The organism is Paenibacillus harenae DSM 16969 (assembly GCF_000422465.1).
GTDB classification, from domain to species: domain Bacteria; phylum Bacillota; class Bacilli; order Paenibacillales; family Paenibacillaceae; genus Pristimantibacillus; species Pristimantibacillus harenae.
In genome coordinates, this window is the sequence record NZ_KE383846.1 from 285,688 (window position 1) to 301,874 (window position 16,187).

Genomic DNA, 16,187 nt, shown 5'->3' on the forward strand with positions numbered 1-16,187 from the left:
CTTTTTTGCTCGGGTGGGGAATTATATTTTGAGCGCCGCATGCCGGAGGCTGGACTTCTCAATTTGAATGGTCGCATGCTCGATATGGAACTGCGCCGCGATTTGCTTGATCGCCTCCTGCAGCACCGCTTGGCAATCGGCGTGATCCTCGACAAGGAGATGGCAGCTTAAGGAATCGAGTCCCGACGTAATCGTCCAGATATGAAGATCATGAACCTCCTTCACGCCGGAGATGCGCTGCAGCGCCGCTGTCACCTGCCCCGCGTCCACGTTCGCCGGTGTTCCTTCCATCAGGATATGGACGGTAGAGGTAACGATGCCCCAAGCACTTTTCAAAATAAGAAGCGCAACGACGACACTAATAATCGGATCGGCGATATACCAGGAGAATAAGGACATTAGTATTCCGGCAATAATCGCGCCGACTGAGCCGATCGCATCGCCGATGACGTGCAGGTAAGCGCTGCGCACATTCAAATTATCCTTCACATCGGCCTTCCGCATGAGAAACCACGCGCTTGCCAGATTGGCCAGCAGGCCGATAACCGCGATGACCATCATTGCTCCGCTGGCTACGGTCGGCGGCTCCGTGAACCTCTCGACAGCTTCGGCAATGATGAATGCCGCAATTACGAATAACGTGACCCCATTCAATAATGCCGCCAATATTTCGAAACGATGAAAGCCGTATGTCCGTTTGGACGACGCCGGCCTTGCGGCAATCCACATCGCAGTCAAGCTTAGCGCCAGCGCGGCCGTATCGCTAAGCATATGTCCGGAGTCCGACAGCAGCGCCAAGGAGTTGGTAATCAAGCCGCCGACAAACTCCAGAAGCATAATGCCCCCGGTGATAAAAAGGGCGATGAGCAGGCCGGCTTTATTGTTCGGCCCGTGCGAATGGCCGTGATGGCCATGGTGGTGATGTCCGTGATGGCCATGACGATGGCTGTGCGAATGACCGCCCGGGCTTGCGCCGCGGTCTTGTCCGCCGCTGCCGTGACTATTCTCGTTGCGATCGTGGCTGCACTCAGCGCCATGACCTTGCTTTCCATGCTCATGGTTACATTCGTCGCCATGGCTTTGCTTCTCGTCATGCTTATGGTCGCAAGCCTTTCCGTGCTCATGCTGATGCTCGACCTGTTTTCCCGCATAATGCTCTTGACCTGACTTACTCATCCCATTTTCCCCCGTTTTCAATCCGAAATCCTATGCCGCACTCTGAACGTTAATAAGATATAACATATGAACATGTGTTCATATGTATTATATGAAAAATCATGTATGGTTGCAATAGGCTCGCTCAATGGATTCCATCCTTATCCATGCTTCCCCGCGCTCCAGCAACTCATGCTTACAACCAACATCCTATTCAAAAACACAATACTCGGCACAATGATACGCATGTCAAACAGGACTGCGTTTAAGCAGAACACTCTGAACCGTAAAATTCAAAAAAACCACGCAAAATGCCCAGCCCTGTCAGGACGAAGTGCATTCATCGTAGTTTCTTCTTTGAATTACTCTTATCCATGCTTCAAATGCTGCAGCGTCAGCATAATCATCTGCTCCACATGATCGTCGTCAAGCGAATAGAATACCGTCTTGCCAACCTTTCTGCGCTTCACGATGCGCATATTCCGCAGCAGCCGCAGCTGATGGGACACGGCCGATTGGCCCATATGGAGCACTTGCGTCAAGTCGTGAACGCAGAGCTCCGACTGCACGAGCGCATGAATGATTTTCACCCGCGTCGGGTCGCCCAGCGCCTTGAACAGATCAGCAAGCTGAACGGCGGTCGTCTCATTAATCAGCTTGCTGCGCACACTCTCTATGTTCGTATCCGAGCCCGCGCATGTATCATCGCAAGCGGCTGTCCCTTGATTATCCATGCTCATCCCACCAACCCTGTCAGTCTTGATGCTTATTATATCATGCTTCGCCTGGCGCTGCTTATATCCCGCCTTGTTTGCGGAGCTTGAGCGCATGCATCCCGACAATCAAGAAAGAGCCACTCGAGGTAGAACACAATCAAAAATCGTCCGAACAAACCTGCAAGCACGTCAGGAGTGAACTGGCCATCGTTGCGGCTAGTCGATCGGATAACTTCGGCAAGAACGTTTTAAAATAACAAAATACGTTCAAAACTATTTTTTAATTACCATACAATCCCCTGTCGGAAACTGTACAATATCAGCCTTGAAGGCTTTGGCTACAGTTGTCGCAAGAGCCAGCAATTCCTCTTCATCCTTTGCCAGCAACGTCAGCGGCTGACCACCCAAATAGCGGTTTTTATCGGTCGTCACAAAAGCCAAAATACCTTGAATTTCTTTACTCATTTATTCTTTCCTCCCACTACGCTCGCATTCAATAATCGGTGCGTTTTCTTTACGCTTTCAAGCAAGGGAGTATTCAATATGGTCTCTTTCAACAGATCGAAGTTATGCACGATGGGGACTAGTACAATGATAACTCGTCCATCCATCAAATTTTGAAAACAGTATCGTTTTTTTCCTATCGCCCGGGTAGCTTCAAATAATACCGCCTGGCGTTGGCCGAAATGCTCCAAAACAATACGGAGATGAGGCTCGCGAGGATGAATTACGGCAGCAATACCTTCCTCCGAGAAAAACTTCTTTGCCTCCTCTTCACCTGCAGCATTGGTAACAAACAGCCCGTCCACGTAAAGTTCGGAACCTTTGATTTCGATTTCCCCCTGCGTTATGGTAGCGATGTCCTTGACTTGCTTGCCTTTCGTAAATCGCCGTAGGAGGACGAATACTAACAGGCCAATCAGCGTACCGGCGACAATTTCGATCCAATCAGACAAATTCAGGAGCTGCATGGTCACACTCGTTGCAAAGGCGACAAGCAGAGCAAAATAATTCCTTGCTTCGAACGTTTTGGCGATACCGTCAATGTAAGAGTCACCGCGAATCGTATACTCGGTTTCTTCCAAGTCCCGCAGACTATCCCTTTCGGTCTTCCTCACTTCACGAAATTGTTGAATCGCAAGAGACAGGAAAGTAACAGCGACAAAGTTTTCGGTCATTAGGGTAGGTATGATAAAGGCGCCCAAAGCGGCTGCCAAGGCTCCCGTTACAAAATGAATCAAATATCCGTTCGGATGACTCGGGTATTGTCTGTAATCCTGCTTTATAGTCAGGGCTCGTGCCAGCGTCCCTATAATAGTTGCCGTAACGATCATCACGAGATACGGCATGGAAATGATATCGCTGCTATCCATCAATCTGTCTCCTTTTCATATAGTAAGGATTCATAATCGTTCTGTGTGTCGATGTCGATAAAACATTTTGCGTCATGCCAATCGATCATCATGCTTTTCTCCTTACCAACGTTCTGTATCATTCGCCGTGCTCCTTCATCGCCTTGCAGCTGTAAGAGGTCCGGGAACATACAAGAGTCAAACAATACGGGGGGACGGGGGATACCCTCATAACGAGCGGCAATGAAAGCTTTGTTCTCATTGTTATATTGACTTACCATGTGATCTATCATCACTGCATTAACAAACGGCTGATCCGCCAGTATGACCAGAACGGCATGCGCCTGCAAACCTTGAACTCTCATTAATCCGCATTTTAACGATTCTGCCATGCCGAGACGAGCTGTTTCGCAAGGAACATGGATCCATTTCCGGCGGTGAGGGTTCTCGAACATAAAAGAAGGGATCCAATCCAAGGAATCCTCCGCTTGGGTTACAACGGCTACACCATTCAACAAGGATGCCGCCGCCGCTTCCAGAGCAATGCTGCCAAGCGGTCTAGCTCCGACAGGCAGACACAATTTGGATCTGCCCATTCTCCTGCTCCGGCCGGCCGCCAGATATATTCCCCAGATCATTCTTATCCTCTCCCCTCCTTAGACGATCGGCTTTTATGACATCCCCAAGTATGCTTATCGCTATCTCTTCCGGACCCTCGGCTCCAATGGGAAGGCCAACGGGTGAATGAAGCCAACTCGGAATCGCCCCCCCTAGCAACCTTGCGGTACGTTCCCTCGAACCCAAGATCCCAAAATACTGCAGCTTTTTAGATATCAAGGCATGAATAATTTGTTGATCTTTTTGAAAATGGTGGGTCATTACGATCACGGAATCGCGCCTTGAGAATGGAAAATCGGCTGCAATCGTATCCGGTAATCCGATCACCCGTTCATTAGCTTCAGGGAAATGGATATGATTGCAAAGTGCCGGGCGCCAATCAGTAACGACAACATGGAATCCGGCTCTGGCGGCAAAACTGACAAGCGGCTTTGCATCCGGACCCGCGCCAAAAATAATCAGACGCGGTTTAGGCTCAAAGAACTGGATAAAGAACCGTTCCGTTGGTTGACAACTCTCTTTCAATCCTTTCAATCCGGCCTTTCGGTTGGCAAATAGCCGGTCCAAATGCTGCGGTATCGCGCCGGACCATTTGCCAAACCACTGGTTGTTTTCTGAATAAAATAAATAATCGGTAACCGTCCACTCCTCTGACAGCCTTTTGATATGAAGCAAGGATATTCCATCGTTCAGTTGGCGCCGCAAATTATGTAAATGTTCCGTCTGCTCGCCGTCCAACGGCTCCATTAGAACATGCAGGATACCGTTGCAGCCGTGTCCTTGTCCCCATGACAAATCGTCCTCAGCGCTTAAATCATAAACCACGGTTCGAGAAACACCTTCTTCCCATACCAGCGGGGCTCTTTCCGCAAGATCGTCATCCAGACATCCGCCGCTTAAGAGCCCAACCCGCTTATGGTCCTCCGTTAAGAGCATCATCGTTCCCTCTTTACGGTAAGCCGAACCCTCAACCCGGATAATCGTAGCTAACAGCTTCTGTCCGTTCGTATCTGACAGAGCGTCCAATACATCATATAAATCTCCCATGGCACACCTCGCCTGAAAATCGAATTGTTATACAATATAACCAATCAGGTGCCAACTAAACCGGGAGCAGGTTTGGTATCGAGTAGTCTTATAGTTAAATGGATATAATACGATTTGGGATGTACCTATTAAATAATGAATATGAGGAATCCATAGATGACGATTGGAGATAGCATTTTCAGAAAAGAAGCCCTTGAGAAGGTTACCGGCACAGCAAAATATACGGATGACTACCATTCCCCGGCTATGCTGCATGCAAAGCTGATCGTTAGTCCGCATGCCCACGCCAAGATCAAATCGATCGACATCTTGGAAGCACAGAAAGCCCCCGGCGTACGTGCCGTTGTTACGGGACAAGCGGAATTCCCGCTCACCGGCGAAGAAATTCACGACCGTCCGCCTATTGCATTCGGAAAGGTTCGTTATCATGGCGAACCTGTTGCGGCGGTAATAGCGGACACTCTTCAATTGGCAAAGAAGGCTGCAGAGCTGGTAAAGGTAACTTACGAGTCTTTACCTGTGGTCAATTCTCCATCCGAAGCCCTGAGCACAAGCGCTCCGCTCGTTCACGAGAATTTGGGGCAGTATGAAAAGATCCAGCATGTTTTTCCGGAACCAAACACCAATATTGCAGACCGGATCAAAATTCGCAAAGGCAATATGGAGATTGGCTGGCAGGAAAGTGAAGTGACCGTGGAAACCAATTTCTCGTTCGGTCCTTCCGATCATGCCGCCATGGAAACGCGGTGCGCAACCGCCGAAATTCGTCCGGACGGGCATATTCTCATTTCCTCCTCTTCTCAATCGCCGTATATGATCAAAAAACTGATGAGCGAATATTTTGATCTTGAAGCCGGAAAGATTATTGTGACCACCCCTTTAGTCGGCGGTGCTTATGGAGGAAAAGTGCCTACCCAGTTGGAGATCATTGCATATTTGGCTTCAAAAGCGGTAGGCGGAAGACCCGTTAAGGTATTTAATGAGCGGGAAGAAGACATGATTACATCTCCAGTACATATTGGCCTTGAGGCGACTGTAAAGCTCGGAAGCACAAGAGACGGCAAATTAAAAGCAGCGAAGCTGTTTTATACGTTCGACTCCGGGGCCTATTCGGATAAGGGGGCAACGATAAGCCGGGCTGCTGCCGTGTCTTGTACCGGACCTTATTTTATTGAAAACATTTGGTGCGATTCGCTCTGTGTATATACAAATCATCCTTATGCTACCGCTTATAGGGGGTTCAGCCATTCAGAAGTTTTATTTGCGTTTGAACGCACAATGGACGTGCTTGCAGAAAAGCTGGGAATGGATCCGTTTGAACTCAGGGAGAAAAACGCCATTCTTCCTGGCCACACTACTCCTACGGAAGTTGACCTGAATTCCAGCAATGTAGGGAATTTGCCCGAATGCCTGAGAAAGCTGAAAGAGTTAATGAAGTGGGACGAAGGAAGATTCATTAAAATCAATGACCGAAAGGTTCGCGCCAAAGGCATCAGCTGTATATGGAAAACTTCTACGATCGATACGAACGCCAGCTCCGGCGTTATTTTGACATATAACCCGGACGGAAGTTTGAACTTGCTGTCAGGTTTAGTCGAAATCGGAACAGGTACGAAAACTGTTCTTGCGCAAATCCTTGCGGAAAAAATGAAAATGGATGTGAGCCAAATCCATGTCCGTATGGAAGTGGATACGCAAACGATGCCGGAGCACTGGAAGACTGTTGCAAGCCGAGGCACCTACATGGCAGGAAGAGCGGTTCAGCAAGCGGCGGACGATCTCATCAGGCAGTTGAAGGATATGGCTTCGCGAGTATTGGTTTGTTCACCCGATGAATTGGAGGTCGGATACGGTAAAGTGATTGTAAAGGATGATCCGACGAAAAGCTGCATGATCGCCGATATCGCATACGGTCACAAGTATCCTAACGGTAATGCGATCGGCGGTCAGATTATGGCTAATGGAAAATTTATGTTCAAGCATATGACCCATCTGGATCGTGAGACCGGCTCCGGCAAACCGGGTCCGGAGTGGACGGTAGGAGCTCAGGGAATAGAGATTGAGTTCGACACAAGAGATTTTACCTATCGAATTCTAAAGGCTTATTCCGTTATCGATGTCGGAAAAGTATTGAATTATAAAGGTGCGCTGGGCCAGGTAATGGGCGCCATGAGCATGGGGATTGGATTTGCCGGGCGTGAAGCTTTTATCTTTGACAGAAAAGGCAAAGTGCTCAATCCGCAATTGCGTACGTATGTCCCGCCTCATTATGGAGAGCATCCGGAATATATTGTTGAATTCGTGGAAACTCCTCATATCGATGCGCCTCATGGCGCGCGCGGCATCGGAGAACACGGCTTAATCGGAATGCCGGCGGCGCTGGCAAACGTTTTGTCGAACGCCGCCGGAATAAACCTGAATCAACTGCCTCTTGTTCCGGAGTTGATATGGAAGATCAAGACTCAGGGGGTGCAAAATGATTCCGTATGATTTTGCCTATTTTAAAGCATCGACCGCGGAGGAAGCCGTAGAGCTGTATCAGTCTTTGCGGGAGCAGGGAAAGCAGCCGGTCTATTATGCCGGAGGAACCGAAATAATAACGCTCGGAAGAATGAAAGAAGTTTATACGGAAGCTGTTATTGACATCAAAGGCATTACGGAATGCCAAACCCTGCAATTAGAACAAAATCAGTTGGTGATGGGAGCCGCTCTCCCTCTTACCAAGCTGCAGGAGGCAAACCTATTTCCGCTGCTCAGCCAAACCATTAGTGAGATAGCCGATCATACAGCGCGAAACAAGATTACCTTGGGCGGAAACCTGTGCGGAAATATTTATTATCGGGAAGCCGTGCTTCCTCTCTTGATAGCGGATACTGACGTCGTCATTGCGGGAAAAAGCGGGAGAAGGCGAATTCCGCTGAATTCGATTTTCGATGAGCGACCGTGTTTGGAAGACGGAGAACTGCTTACCCAGCTTATAACGCAATCAGACTATCTTGGACTGCCTTATTACAGCGTTAAAAAACGTAGACAATGGGATGTCGGTTATCCTTTGATTACGGTAACGGCGCTTAAAAAAGAAGGTAAAATCCGTGTATCTTTCAGCGGAGTGTGTCTTTTTCCTTTTCGCAGCGAACGGATTGAAGAATGCTTGAACGATACCCGGCTGAATCCGGATGACAGAATCGAGCGGGCGATACAACATTTACCTAAACCGATCTCCAATGATGTGGAAGGTTCTCCGGAATACCGTTTATTTGTATTAAAAAATACGCTGCTTGATGTTTTACAAGCACTGGAAGGAGAAACATATGCACACAACTGAAATAACATTAGAGGTTAACGGGGAAACCCGATCTGTTACCGTCAGGAACGCTGATACCTTATTGTACGTGCTTCGGGATAAGCTGGGACTGACCGGGGCAAAGCCAGGGTGTTTGAACGGGGACTGCGGCACTTGTACGATTGACGTGGATGGAAACCCCATGAAATCTTGTTTGATGCTGGCCGTTGAAGTACAAGAAGCCAAGATTACGACTGTGGAAGGTCTGAAATATTCGTCTTTACAAACTGAATTCGTAGATAAATTTGCATTTCAATGCGGGTATTGTACACCGGGCTTCATCATGAATGCCAATGCATTGATCAAACAATACCCTCATGCGAACGACATGTTGATCAAAGAATGGCTTGAATCAAACATCTGCCGCTGCACAGGATATAAAGAAATCGAAGAAGCCGTAAAATCGGCTTTGGCTACCGCTCAAACTGTATTAAGACAACAATAATACACCTTATACACCCAAGATTTCATTATGGTTTGAACGTTAATGTTTAATAGGCGGAATATGACCGGAATAGGGTTGAGAAACAAATAATTCAAAGTTTTCATCGATTGACGCAAAAATAACATCCTCTTTGTTCAAGCCTTTGGCATGCAATTGTGATTCTAACCACACCATGTCTTTATTCAAGTGGGACAATACTTCTTCGGTGACTTTACCTTCAAGAATTAATGGGTATGCAAGTCCGATCCGTTTTTTGACCAGCCCCAAATCCTCTACAGTAACAGCGGTTTTCAGAGGTTTTTTATACACGGATAATTTGCCGTTAGCCTCCAATACGGCGAGTTCAACCTCGTCTAAATGAAAAATGTCTTTTTCACGCAGCATCTGAAGAATGTTGTCAATCGAGTAGCGCACTTTTTGAAGGTTAAGGATTAAAATATTTCCGTTATGAACGACCACAGTTGGTTCAAAGGTGATCCATTTTCCGAATTTTCTTATTTTAATCGCCAACGTAGATACCCAACGCTGCAAGAGACCAATAAGTATAATGGCAACGGCAGTATGAAGATGTTGAATCTTCGGATCGGCTATATCAGCACCGACTACAGCGCCTAATGCAATAATGACAAGGAAATCGAATACCGGCAATTCACCGATAGAGCGTTTCCCCATGTAAAGAGCAACCATTAACATAAGAGGAAAAATTGTAATAATTCTTCCCGCAACCAGTAAAAGGTCTTTAATTATTTCCACTTACTTCACCTCTTCGTTTGATACCGGATTTATCGGCTATTTTTTGATCATCATGGGAGCCGGTCGCGAACGAGTATCCTTATCCAAAAGATAACGCGTATGCATCAAGTCTTCTCTCGGCATAGCTCGCTTTTCGTCGTATTTTATACAATATATCCAATTTAACTACAACTAAACAAACTAAACTCATAATCCAATGCCATTAAAAACAAAATGACAAAAATCCACATGAGCAAAGGCCAGTCGTACACCTTGGAAAATATATCTTTACATTTACCTGTATCAAATAAAAAACAGCATCTCAAATTTTGATGCCGTGCTTCTACGCTATCGCTTCGTTCGCGCGGTCTGCCCTGGGCATTCCAGCAAATAAAACAGATAGGGGCGTCCCTCAGTCATTTATGACTCTTGAGACAGCCCCTTTATATGCCCTCGAAACGCTTCCTGCGTTAGATGAGTTGATTTTGTCTCGCATGCGATTTAAACTTCATAGTAGAGCGTCCTCCTGTATGATGGAATTTTTAGGGCTAAGCTTTTATCTTAGTTCCCGGTCCCTTATCATTCTGCAGTCGACTACCTAAACCAGGGCAAGCTTATCCGGGTTTCGTACGGCATACATTCTGGCAAGCTTCCCGCGTCGGAGATGTATAAATATAGCGGCCAGAGTTTCGTCCCCCGAACGGATTACTATACCGGTCTCACCGTTCAGAGGGGCAACCTCGAGGTGAAAATTTCCCTGATAATAGCGGCCTATGCTCTGGAACCCGTCGAGCAGGACTCGGGCCACTTGATCGCGCGTTTGTACCGGATGCTTGAACGCGAGTACTTTGCCGCCTCCGTCGGCGACGAACATGACGTCTTCGGTCAGCAGAGACAGCAAATGATCGACATTACCTTGCTCGAGGGATATGAGGAAGCGGCTTATCCATTCCATTTGGGCCGCATCGGCCCTTACGGGCTCTTCCTCGGATATACCCATCTTGCTTCTTGCCCGGCTCATCAGCTTACGGCAATTTGCCTCTTGCTTGCCGAGCAGTTCGGCAATTTCGGGATAATCGAAGCCCAGCGCCTCACGCAGGACGAAAACCGTCCGCTCTGTCGGCGTCAGCCGCTCGAGCAGTACGAGCATGCCGTAAGACAGCAGATCGCGGCGGACAACCGTCGTCTCGAGCGTATCCGCCTCAGGCGTCCGAATCGGTTCGGGGAGCCACGGACCGACGTACACTATCCGCCTCTTCCGCGCCGATTTCTGCTGATTGAGGCAGCGATTGGTTACCATTTTGCACAAATACGCCTTCGGTTTCTCCAAACGTTCGGGATGTACGTCGAACGATTTAAAAAACACGTCCTGCACCGCATCTTCCGCGTCTTCCACAGAGCCTGTCAACTGATAAGCCAGCGTGAACAGCAGCGCTCTGTATTGATCGTACAGTTCTTCCATTCGCCGTCTCACCTTCTCCGGGCTGTCAGATATACTGCAATCTTGGTCTCTTTGTTTCTATAGTAGCTTACTGCCCGCTTTCCATGCAATATTCCTGAATTTCCACGCAGGCTTCCCCGTTATAATCATATTAAGTCCCCATTTGCGTCCCCACACCAATCCGCGATTTTCACCCAGACCAATGCAGTAGAAATCCAAGGGGACTTTTTTATGAACCGGGGCGGGGCGCCCCTCCAGATCGGCCATCACGATTTTCCCCAGTCGATCCGCCTGTATCCCGCCTTCTTTGCACGTCATCTGATCCGCAATGCCGTTTCTCGGATCGACTATTCTCGCACAGTCGCCAATGCTGTATACGCCCGGCGCCCCTTGGACGCGATAGCATTCATCCACCAATACTTGACCTTCAGGAGTAAGCGGCAAGCCCATACCGCGAAGGGCCGGATTCGGTATCAGACCAATCGTCCATATACACAGGCCAACAGGCAGACGATCGCCATTGGAGAGCGTCACCACTCCTGCTTCCTCCCGGATCGCCTTACGATTATGAAGCACGGTTACTCCACATCCGCTGAGCGTCAGTTCCAACTTCCGTCCAACTACCACCGGCCCTTCCGGGAACAGCCGCTCCTGCGCATTCAGCAAATAGACGGTGGTATCGGACGGATTCAGTCCCAGCGCCGTCGCTTCCTCCCGCATTGCGAGCGCCAGTTCGGCGGATGTCTCGATGCCGCTGATGCCCGCACCCCCAACCGCGATTGTCATCAGTCGCTTTCGTTCTTCAGGATTCGTCTCGGCAACAGCTTTCCGCAGATTGGCGCGCCAGCGCTCCCGGATGTCCGCCGCGGCATACGGATCGGTCAAGGCGACGCCGCCCTGATCGGGATCCGGTCGCCGAACGATGCTGCCGACCGCCACAACTAAAAGGTCATAACGAATTCGGGCATCATTTCCTTGCGTATCCGTATAACGAATCCGTTTTTCCCCACTATCCACGGACGTAACCGTACCTTGCACGAATTCGACTCCTTCTGGAAACCAATGCATCCAGGGAATCATAATCTCTTCCTCACCTACGGCCGGCCGGAACAACAGTATTTTGCGCACATGACCGGACTGCTTATCGATCAGAACAAACCGAATTCGCCGTCCATTCGCCATGCCCCGGGTCGTTTCCTTTATAGCCTTGAGCGCCCCAAGCCCTGCATGGCCGCCTCCGATGATTATGCATGTCAAGTCGTTCATCATCCCTCAGCTCCTTTTACATTTTGCACATATAACAATGTAAGGCTCTGATTTGTGACATCGGAAACGAACGAATGAGAAACACATGCGCCCGTTTAATCAGCCGTTCTTTGTTTCTCTTCTTTATTTTACAAACGCGGTACGAGCGAAGCTTCCCTAGCGGACTGCTGCCAAACAAACCGGTAGCTTCCCGATCCGACCGTTACCGTAACGGAAGACGAGCCCTCCGCTACGTCCATGATGCCGGCCGCTTCGCCGAGCTGAGCTCCGCTTTCCGTAACCTTAGAGCCGCCCAGCGCTCCCAGCAGCAGCACCTCCGCCGTTGTGTTCGGTGGAATGGTAACCTCAAGCGTAAGTGCGCCCTCGTCTGACCTGCTCCATTTCGAACTCAGCGTACCGTACAGCGTCTCCAGCCTTCCTTCCGCCCAAGCGAGTCCTTCTCCCGGCTGCGGCGCAATCCGGATACGCTTGTAGCCCGGCGCCGACTCGACCGGCTGAATGCCGGCAATCGTCCGGTACATCCAGTCTCCGACCGCCCCGTATGCATAATGGTTGAAGGAATTCATATCCGCGCTCCAGAAGCTTCCGTCCTCCTTAATCCCGTCCCAATGCTCCCATATCGTCGTCGCGCCTTTCGTTACCGGATACAGCCACGAAGGGTACGTCTGCTGCAGCAGCAGCTTATAAGCCGTCTCGTTATGCCCGAATGCGCTTAACGCGTGGTTCAAATACGGCGTCCCGACGAACCCCGTCGTCAGATGGTATTGGGTTGACTCCAACAGTTCCTCCAGCTTGGCGATTGCCCGCGCCTCCGCCTTCCCGTCCAGCAGGCCGAAATGTAATGCGAGCACCTGAGCCGTCTGCGTCGGCACAGACAGCCTTCCGGAAGCCGTGACGAACTCCTCTCTGAATGCGGCGACGACATTCCCGTACAGCTCGAGATATTCGGCGGCATCGTCCGTCTTGCCGAGTGTATTAGCCGTTTTTTGAAGCAACGACACGGAATAAGCATAAAACGCCGTAGCGATGAGGTCTTTATCGGTTGCCCCGATATAATCGCCTGATTTGGCGTCCAGTCCGAGCCAGTCCCCAAAGTGGAAGCCTGTATTCCATAAATATTCATTGTCGCCTTGGCGCCGGATATACGTCACCCAAGCTTTCATGCTCTCATACTGCTCCTCCAGAATCCGCTTATCCCCATAGCAAAGGTAAATCGTCCACGGGCATATGACAGCGGCGTCGCCCCATGCGGAAGAGGAATGCTCATTCTCGCCAAGCACATGCGGAACGACGAACGGTATACCGCCGTCTTCGGTCTGCTCAGCCTTCACGTCGCGCAGCCATTTGGTGAAGAAAGGCGCAACATTCGACAGGTACGACGCGGTTTGAACGAACATTTGGGCATCGCCCGTCCAGCCTAGCCGTTCATCCCGCTGCGGGCAGTCGGTCGGAATGTCCAGGAAGTTGCCCTTCAGGCCCCATTTAATATTGTGCTGCAGCTGATTCACGAGCGGATCCGAGCATTGGAAAGCGCCGGTCTCCTCCATATCCGAATGAAGTACGACAGCCGTAAAATCATCCAGCGACATGGTCTCCGGAAAGCCGGTCAGCTGCACGTAACGGAAGCCCTGGAACGTAAACCGCGGCTCATACGTCTCCCGTTCTCCGCCCTTCAGAACGTACTGGATCATCTGCTTCGCCGCACGAAGGTTAGCGATATAGAAATTCCCTTCGCTGTCCAGAACTTCGGCATGCTGCAGGCTCACCTCTGTGCCCGCTGTTCCCTGCACGTCGAAACGAACCCATCCGACCAGGTTTTGACCGAAATCGAGCACGGTCTCCCCCTTCGGCGTCGTTATAAAGGCAATCGGCTTCAATTGCTCCTGCTTGCGAACCGGCTCATTGATCTGCGGCGTCAAAATGTCTTTGCCATGCGAGAGGAGCTCTACGGAATGCCACTCGGTCTCGTCTCCCCTATAAGCAGAGGTGCTCCAGCCCTCCCGTTCCAAACGGGCGTCGTACATCTCGCCGTGATAAATTTCCGACATGAGAATCGGCCCTGTCGCGGCCTTCCACTTCTCGTCCGTCACGATCAGCTCTTCCCGTCCGTCTTCATATACGACGCGCAGCTGCAGCAGAAGAGCAAGCCGCTCGCCGTACACGCACTTCTGATCGTTCCATGTCAAATTCCCTTTATACCAACCGTTGCCAAGCATCGCGCCGATGGCATTCGATCCGTCAGTTACGAGACCGGTCACATCATAGGTTTGCGTCTGAACCGAATGCTTGTAGCTGGTCCAGCCCGGCGTAAAATAACAATCGCCCACCCGCTGCCCGTTCAGCTCCAGTTCATATAATCCGAGCGCTGTCGCATACAGCCGCGCCTTCTTCACCGCCCCCTTCAGCTCGAAGCTTCTCCTGAACATCGGACAAGCCTCCGCCGTAACCGGCAGCAGCGCAAGCGGCGCCGCAATCCATTCCCCGGCCCAGTTCCCCGGCTCAAGCAGCCCCATTTCCCAGAAAGCCGTCTCGGACCAAGGCGAAGGTTCGCCGTAATGATTCCAAGCCCGCACGCGATAATAATAACGCTCGAAAGATTGTACGGTTAACGCGTCAATCTCTACATGAACGGATTGGTCCGATTCGATTCGTCCCGATCCCCATAACACCTTCGTGAAGCTTTCGTCCTCGGCCACTTCAATCTGATAAGCGGTCTGGTTTGTTGCCCTCTCGTCAGACTGCAGCTTCCAGCTGATACGCGGCTTGGCCGTGCCAAGGCCGATCGGATTACTCCGGTACTCGCAGCGCGGTTCGATTACATGGAACATGATCATTTCCTCCATTCAATTGGGTAAATAGCTTCCCTGTCTTCCTGCCTTCCTCTATAATTATAAGAAAGCACGGCGCTTTATTTGCAGGCAATACGGACATAATCATTCGGTATTTCGGACATTTTCATTGCGGCTGCAAAATCATACTAGGGTGGGTGCTTCATCATGAACCGTCCGGCAGAAACCTATCGCGGCGAGCAATTCTTCCGGCATAACTTGCCGCTGTTCGTCAATCGCAACGCCGAAAACTTTTTGAATCCGTATCATAATCATGATTTCTTTGAATGCACGTATATCGCCGAAGGAACCGGCTTTCATCATATCGGAGACACGGTTCACAGGGTGCATAAAGGACATGTGCTGTTTATTCCGATCGGACAATCGCATGTTTTCCGGCCGGCGTCTTCCGACCTTGCGCGTCATCCGCTCAGCGTATACAACTGCGTCTTTTCTCCGCTGCTGCTGCATAAACTGAGCGCATTCGCATCAGATTTCGGCTTATCGCAGTTCTTGCAGGAAATGGAGAGCGGACGGCTGGCAGCCTTCGCTTGCACGGACACGGGCGATCAGTTCGAGAAGCTGTTCCTGTCGCTGCACCGGGAATATCAGCTGCCGCAAGCCGGCTCGCCGGATTATTTGCAAGCGCTCCTGCTGCAGCTGCTCATTCTTCTCCAGCGCTCGACGGATCAGCCGAGCCTGCCGCCCGCTCCGAAGCAATCCGCGTTCATCGAGCTGCTGGGCATCATGGAGCAGCGCTGCGGCCAGGAGCTGACGCTTGCGCAGCTTGCCGAGGAAGGCCGCTGGAGCGAACGCCATCTGCAGCGCTTGTTCCGGCAGCATACCGGCCAGAGCTTCCTCCGCTGCCTGCAAAATTTGCGGATCCGCAAAAGCCAAGAGCTCCTTCGCGGCTCGGAGCTCAAGATCAGCGCCATTGCCGAGACCGTCGGCTACAAAGACATTCATTCGTTTAATACGCTGTTCAAGCGCTGCACCGGCACGACGCCGAGCGTATACCGCAGAGCAGCCGCAACAAGTGCGGCGCTTACTGAGATCGGAGGTGACGAGTAAGCATGTTTACGCTAAAAGAAAAGCTTTATATGCTGGAATTACTTAAAGAGCATAACCGGAAGCGCCTTCTCGCCTTTCGCAAAAAAGATCCGTCCCACGACCGTCTGGTCGAGAAGCTGGAGCAAATGATCCGCAACGAGCAGGTCAATCGCGAGCAGCTATAACAAAGAAAG

The 16,187-nt window shown here is 50.4% G+C and carries 15 protein-coding genes; 5 read left to right on the forward strand and 10 right to left on the reverse strand.

Going from position 1 to position 16,187, the window contains the following annotated elements; translation table 11 throughout:
* Positions 1 to 21: 21 nt before the first annotated feature.
* From H581_RS36085 to H581_RS36090, 6 genes are all read right to left on the reverse strand, one after another.
* Positions 22 to 1,176, reverse strand: a complete 1,155-nt coding sequence (locus tag H581_RS36085) for a cation diffusion facilitator family transporter (protein ID WP_084134896.1) — start codon at positions 1,174 to 1,176, stop codon at positions 22 to 24.
* Positions 1,177 to 1,523: 347 nt separating this feature from the next.
* A complete protein-coding gene (locus H581_RS0131755; protein ID WP_029192765.1) occupies positions 1,524 to 1,889 on the reverse strand; it encodes an ArsR/SmtB family transcription factor in 366 nt (121 codons plus the stop codon).
* 255 nt (positions 1,890 to 2,144) lie between these two features.
* Complete coding sequence (locus H581_RS0131760) at positions 2,145 to 2,336, reverse strand: capping complex subunit for YIEGIA (RefSeq protein ID WP_029192766.1); 192 nt, start codon at positions 2,334 to 2,336, stop codon at positions 2,145 to 2,147.
* Positions 2,333 to 3,244 carry a YIEGIA domain-containing protein gene (locus H581_RS0131765; RefSeq protein ID WP_029192767.1) on the reverse strand — a complete coding sequence of 304 codons (912 nt, stop codon included), beginning with the start codon at positions 3,242 to 3,244 and terminating at the stop codon, positions 2,333 to 2,335. Before H581_RS0131765 ends, H581_RS0131760 begins: the two co-directional genes overlap by 4 nt.
* The gene (locus H581_RS0131770) at positions 3,244 to 3,819 is read right to left on the reverse strand and encodes an NTP transferase domain-containing protein (RefSeq protein ID WP_169507565.1); all 576 of its coding nucleotides are present in this window, start codon (positions 3,817 to 3,819) and stop codon (positions 3,244 to 3,246) included. The genes H581_RS0131765 and H581_RS0131770 overlap by 1 nt, the downstream gene beginning before the upstream one ends.
* Positions 3,782 to 4,888: an XdhC family protein gene (locus H581_RS36090; protein WP_084134897.1), complete on the reverse strand. Its 1,107-nt coding sequence runs from the start codon at positions 4,886 to 4,888 to the stop codon at positions 3,782 to 3,784. Before H581_RS36090 ends, H581_RS0131770 begins: the two co-directional genes overlap by 38 nt.
* Positions 4,889 to 5,044: 156 nt before the next feature.
* Between H581_RS36090 and H581_RS0131780 the strand changes: the two genes are divergently transcribed.
* Genes H581_RS0131780 through H581_RS0131790 form a run of 3 tightly spaced genes read left to right on the forward strand, consistent with a single transcriptional unit; the run spans position 5,045 to position 8,676 of the window.
* Entirely contained in the window at positions 5,045 to 7,378 is a 2,334-nt protein-coding gene (locus H581_RS0131780; protein ID WP_029192769.1) for a xanthine dehydrogenase family protein molybdopterin-binding subunit, read from the forward strand.
* Positions 7,365 to 8,213 carry an FAD binding domain-containing protein gene (locus H581_RS0131785; RefSeq protein ID WP_029192770.1) on the forward strand — a complete coding sequence of 283 codons (849 nt, stop codon included), beginning with the start codon at positions 7,365 to 7,367 and terminating at the stop codon, positions 8,211 to 8,213. The genes H581_RS0131780 and H581_RS0131785 overlap by 14 nt, the downstream gene beginning before the upstream one ends.
* The gene (locus H581_RS0131790; RefSeq protein ID WP_029192771.1) at positions 8,200 to 8,676 is read left to right on the forward strand and encodes a (2Fe-2S)-binding protein; all 477 of its coding nucleotides are present in this window, start codon (positions 8,200 to 8,202) and stop codon (positions 8,674 to 8,676) included. Before H581_RS0131785 ends, H581_RS0131790 begins: the two co-directional genes overlap by 14 nt.
* A gap of 39 nt (positions 8,677 to 8,715) precedes the next feature.
* Here H581_RS0131790 and H581_RS0131795 read toward each other — a convergent pair whose 3' ends face one another.
* The 4 genes from H581_RS0131795 to H581_RS0131810 form a co-directional block, all read right to left on the reverse strand.
* Positions 8,716 to 9,429 (reverse strand): DUF421 domain-containing protein, encoded by a 714-nt coding sequence (locus H581_RS0131795; RefSeq protein WP_029192772.1) that lies wholly within the window; start codon positions 9,427 to 9,429, stop codon positions 8,716 to 8,718.
* A gap of 577 nt (positions 9,430 to 10,006) precedes the next feature.
* Positions 10,007 to 10,870: an RNA polymerase sigma factor SigJ gene (gene sigJ, locus H581_RS0131800; protein WP_029192773.1), complete on the reverse strand. Its 864-nt coding sequence runs from the start codon at positions 10,868 to 10,870 to the stop codon at positions 10,007 to 10,009.
* Between the two features lie 57 nt (positions 10,871 to 10,927).
* Positions 10,928 to 12,115, reverse strand: coding sequence for an NAD(P)/FAD-dependent oxidoreductase (locus H581_RS0131805; protein ID WP_029192774.1), 1,188 nt, complete (start codon positions 12,113 to 12,115; stop codon positions 10,928 to 10,930).
* A 128-nt stretch (positions 12,116 to 12,243) separates the two neighbouring features.
* Positions 12,244 to 14,943: a family 78 glycoside hydrolase catalytic domain gene (locus tag H581_RS0131810; protein WP_029192775.1), complete on the reverse strand. Its 2,700-nt coding sequence runs from the start codon at positions 14,941 to 14,943 to the stop codon at positions 12,244 to 12,246.
* Between the two features lie 168 nt (positions 14,944 to 15,111).
* Between H581_RS0131810 and H581_RS36095 the strand changes: the two genes are divergently transcribed.
* Positions 15,112 to 16,014 (forward strand): AraC family transcriptional regulator, encoded by a 903-nt coding sequence (locus tag H581_RS36095; protein WP_051251516.1) that lies wholly within the window; start codon positions 15,112 to 15,114, stop codon positions 16,012 to 16,014.
* A gap of 2 nt (positions 16,015 to 16,016) precedes the next feature.
* The gene (locus tag H581_RS38235; protein WP_156889745.1) at positions 16,017 to 16,178 is read left to right on the forward strand and encodes a hypothetical protein; all 162 of its coding nucleotides are present in this window, start codon (positions 16,017 to 16,019) and stop codon (positions 16,176 to 16,178) included.
* Positions 16,179 to 16,187 lie beyond the last annotated feature (9 nt).

Coding starts and splice junctions, on each gene's coding strand:
- H581_RS36085 (WP_084134896.1), bottom strand. CDS start 1,176: ATGAGTAAGTCAGGTCAAGAGCATTATGCGGGAAAACAGGTCGAGCAT.
- H581_RS0131755 (WP_029192765.1), bottom strand. CDS start 1,889: ATGGATAATCAAGGGACAGCCGCTTGCGATGATACATGCGCGGGCTCG.
- H581_RS0131760 (WP_029192766.1), bottom strand. CDS start 2,336: ATGAGTAAAGAAATTCAAGGTATTTTGGCTTTTGTGACGACCGATAAA.
- H581_RS0131765 (WP_029192767.1), bottom strand. CDS start 3,244: ATGGATAGCAGCGATATCATTTCCATGCCGTATCTCGTGATGATCGTT.
- H581_RS0131770 (WP_169507565.1), bottom strand. CDS start 3,819: ATGGGCAGATCCAAATTGTGTCTGCCTGTCGGAGCTAGACCGCTTGGC.
- H581_RS36090 (WP_084134897.1), bottom strand. CDS start 4,888: ATGGGAGATTTATATGATGTATTGGACGCTCTGTCAGATACGAACGGA.
- H581_RS0131780 (WP_029192769.1), top strand. CDS start 5,045: ATGACGATTGGAGATAGCATTTTCAGAAAAGAAGCCCTTGAGAAGGTT.
- H581_RS0131785 (WP_029192770.1), top strand. CDS start 7,365: ATGATTCCGTATGATTTTGCCTATTTTAAAGCATCGACCGCGGAGGAA.
- H581_RS0131790 (WP_029192771.1), top strand. CDS start 8,200: ATGCACACAACTGAAATAACATTAGAGGTTAACGGGGAAACCCGATCT.
- sigJ (WP_029192773.1), bottom strand. CDS start 10,870: ATGGAAGAACTGTACGATCAATACAGAGCGCTGCTGTTCACGCTGGCT.
- H581_RS0131805 (WP_029192774.1), bottom strand. CDS start 12,115: ATGAACGACTTGACATGCATAATCATCGGAGGCGGCCATGCAGGGCTT.
- H581_RS0131810 (WP_029192775.1), bottom strand. CDS start 14,943: ATGTTCCATGTAATCGAACCGCGCTGCGAGTACCGGAGTAATCCGATC.
- H581_RS36095 (WP_051251516.1), top strand. CDS start 15,112: ATGAACCGTCCGGCAGAAACCTATCGCGGCGAGCAATTCTTCCGGCAT.
- H581_RS38235 (WP_156889745.1), top strand. CDS start 16,017: ATGTTTACGCTAAAAGAAAAGCTTTATATGCTGGAATTACTTAAAGAG.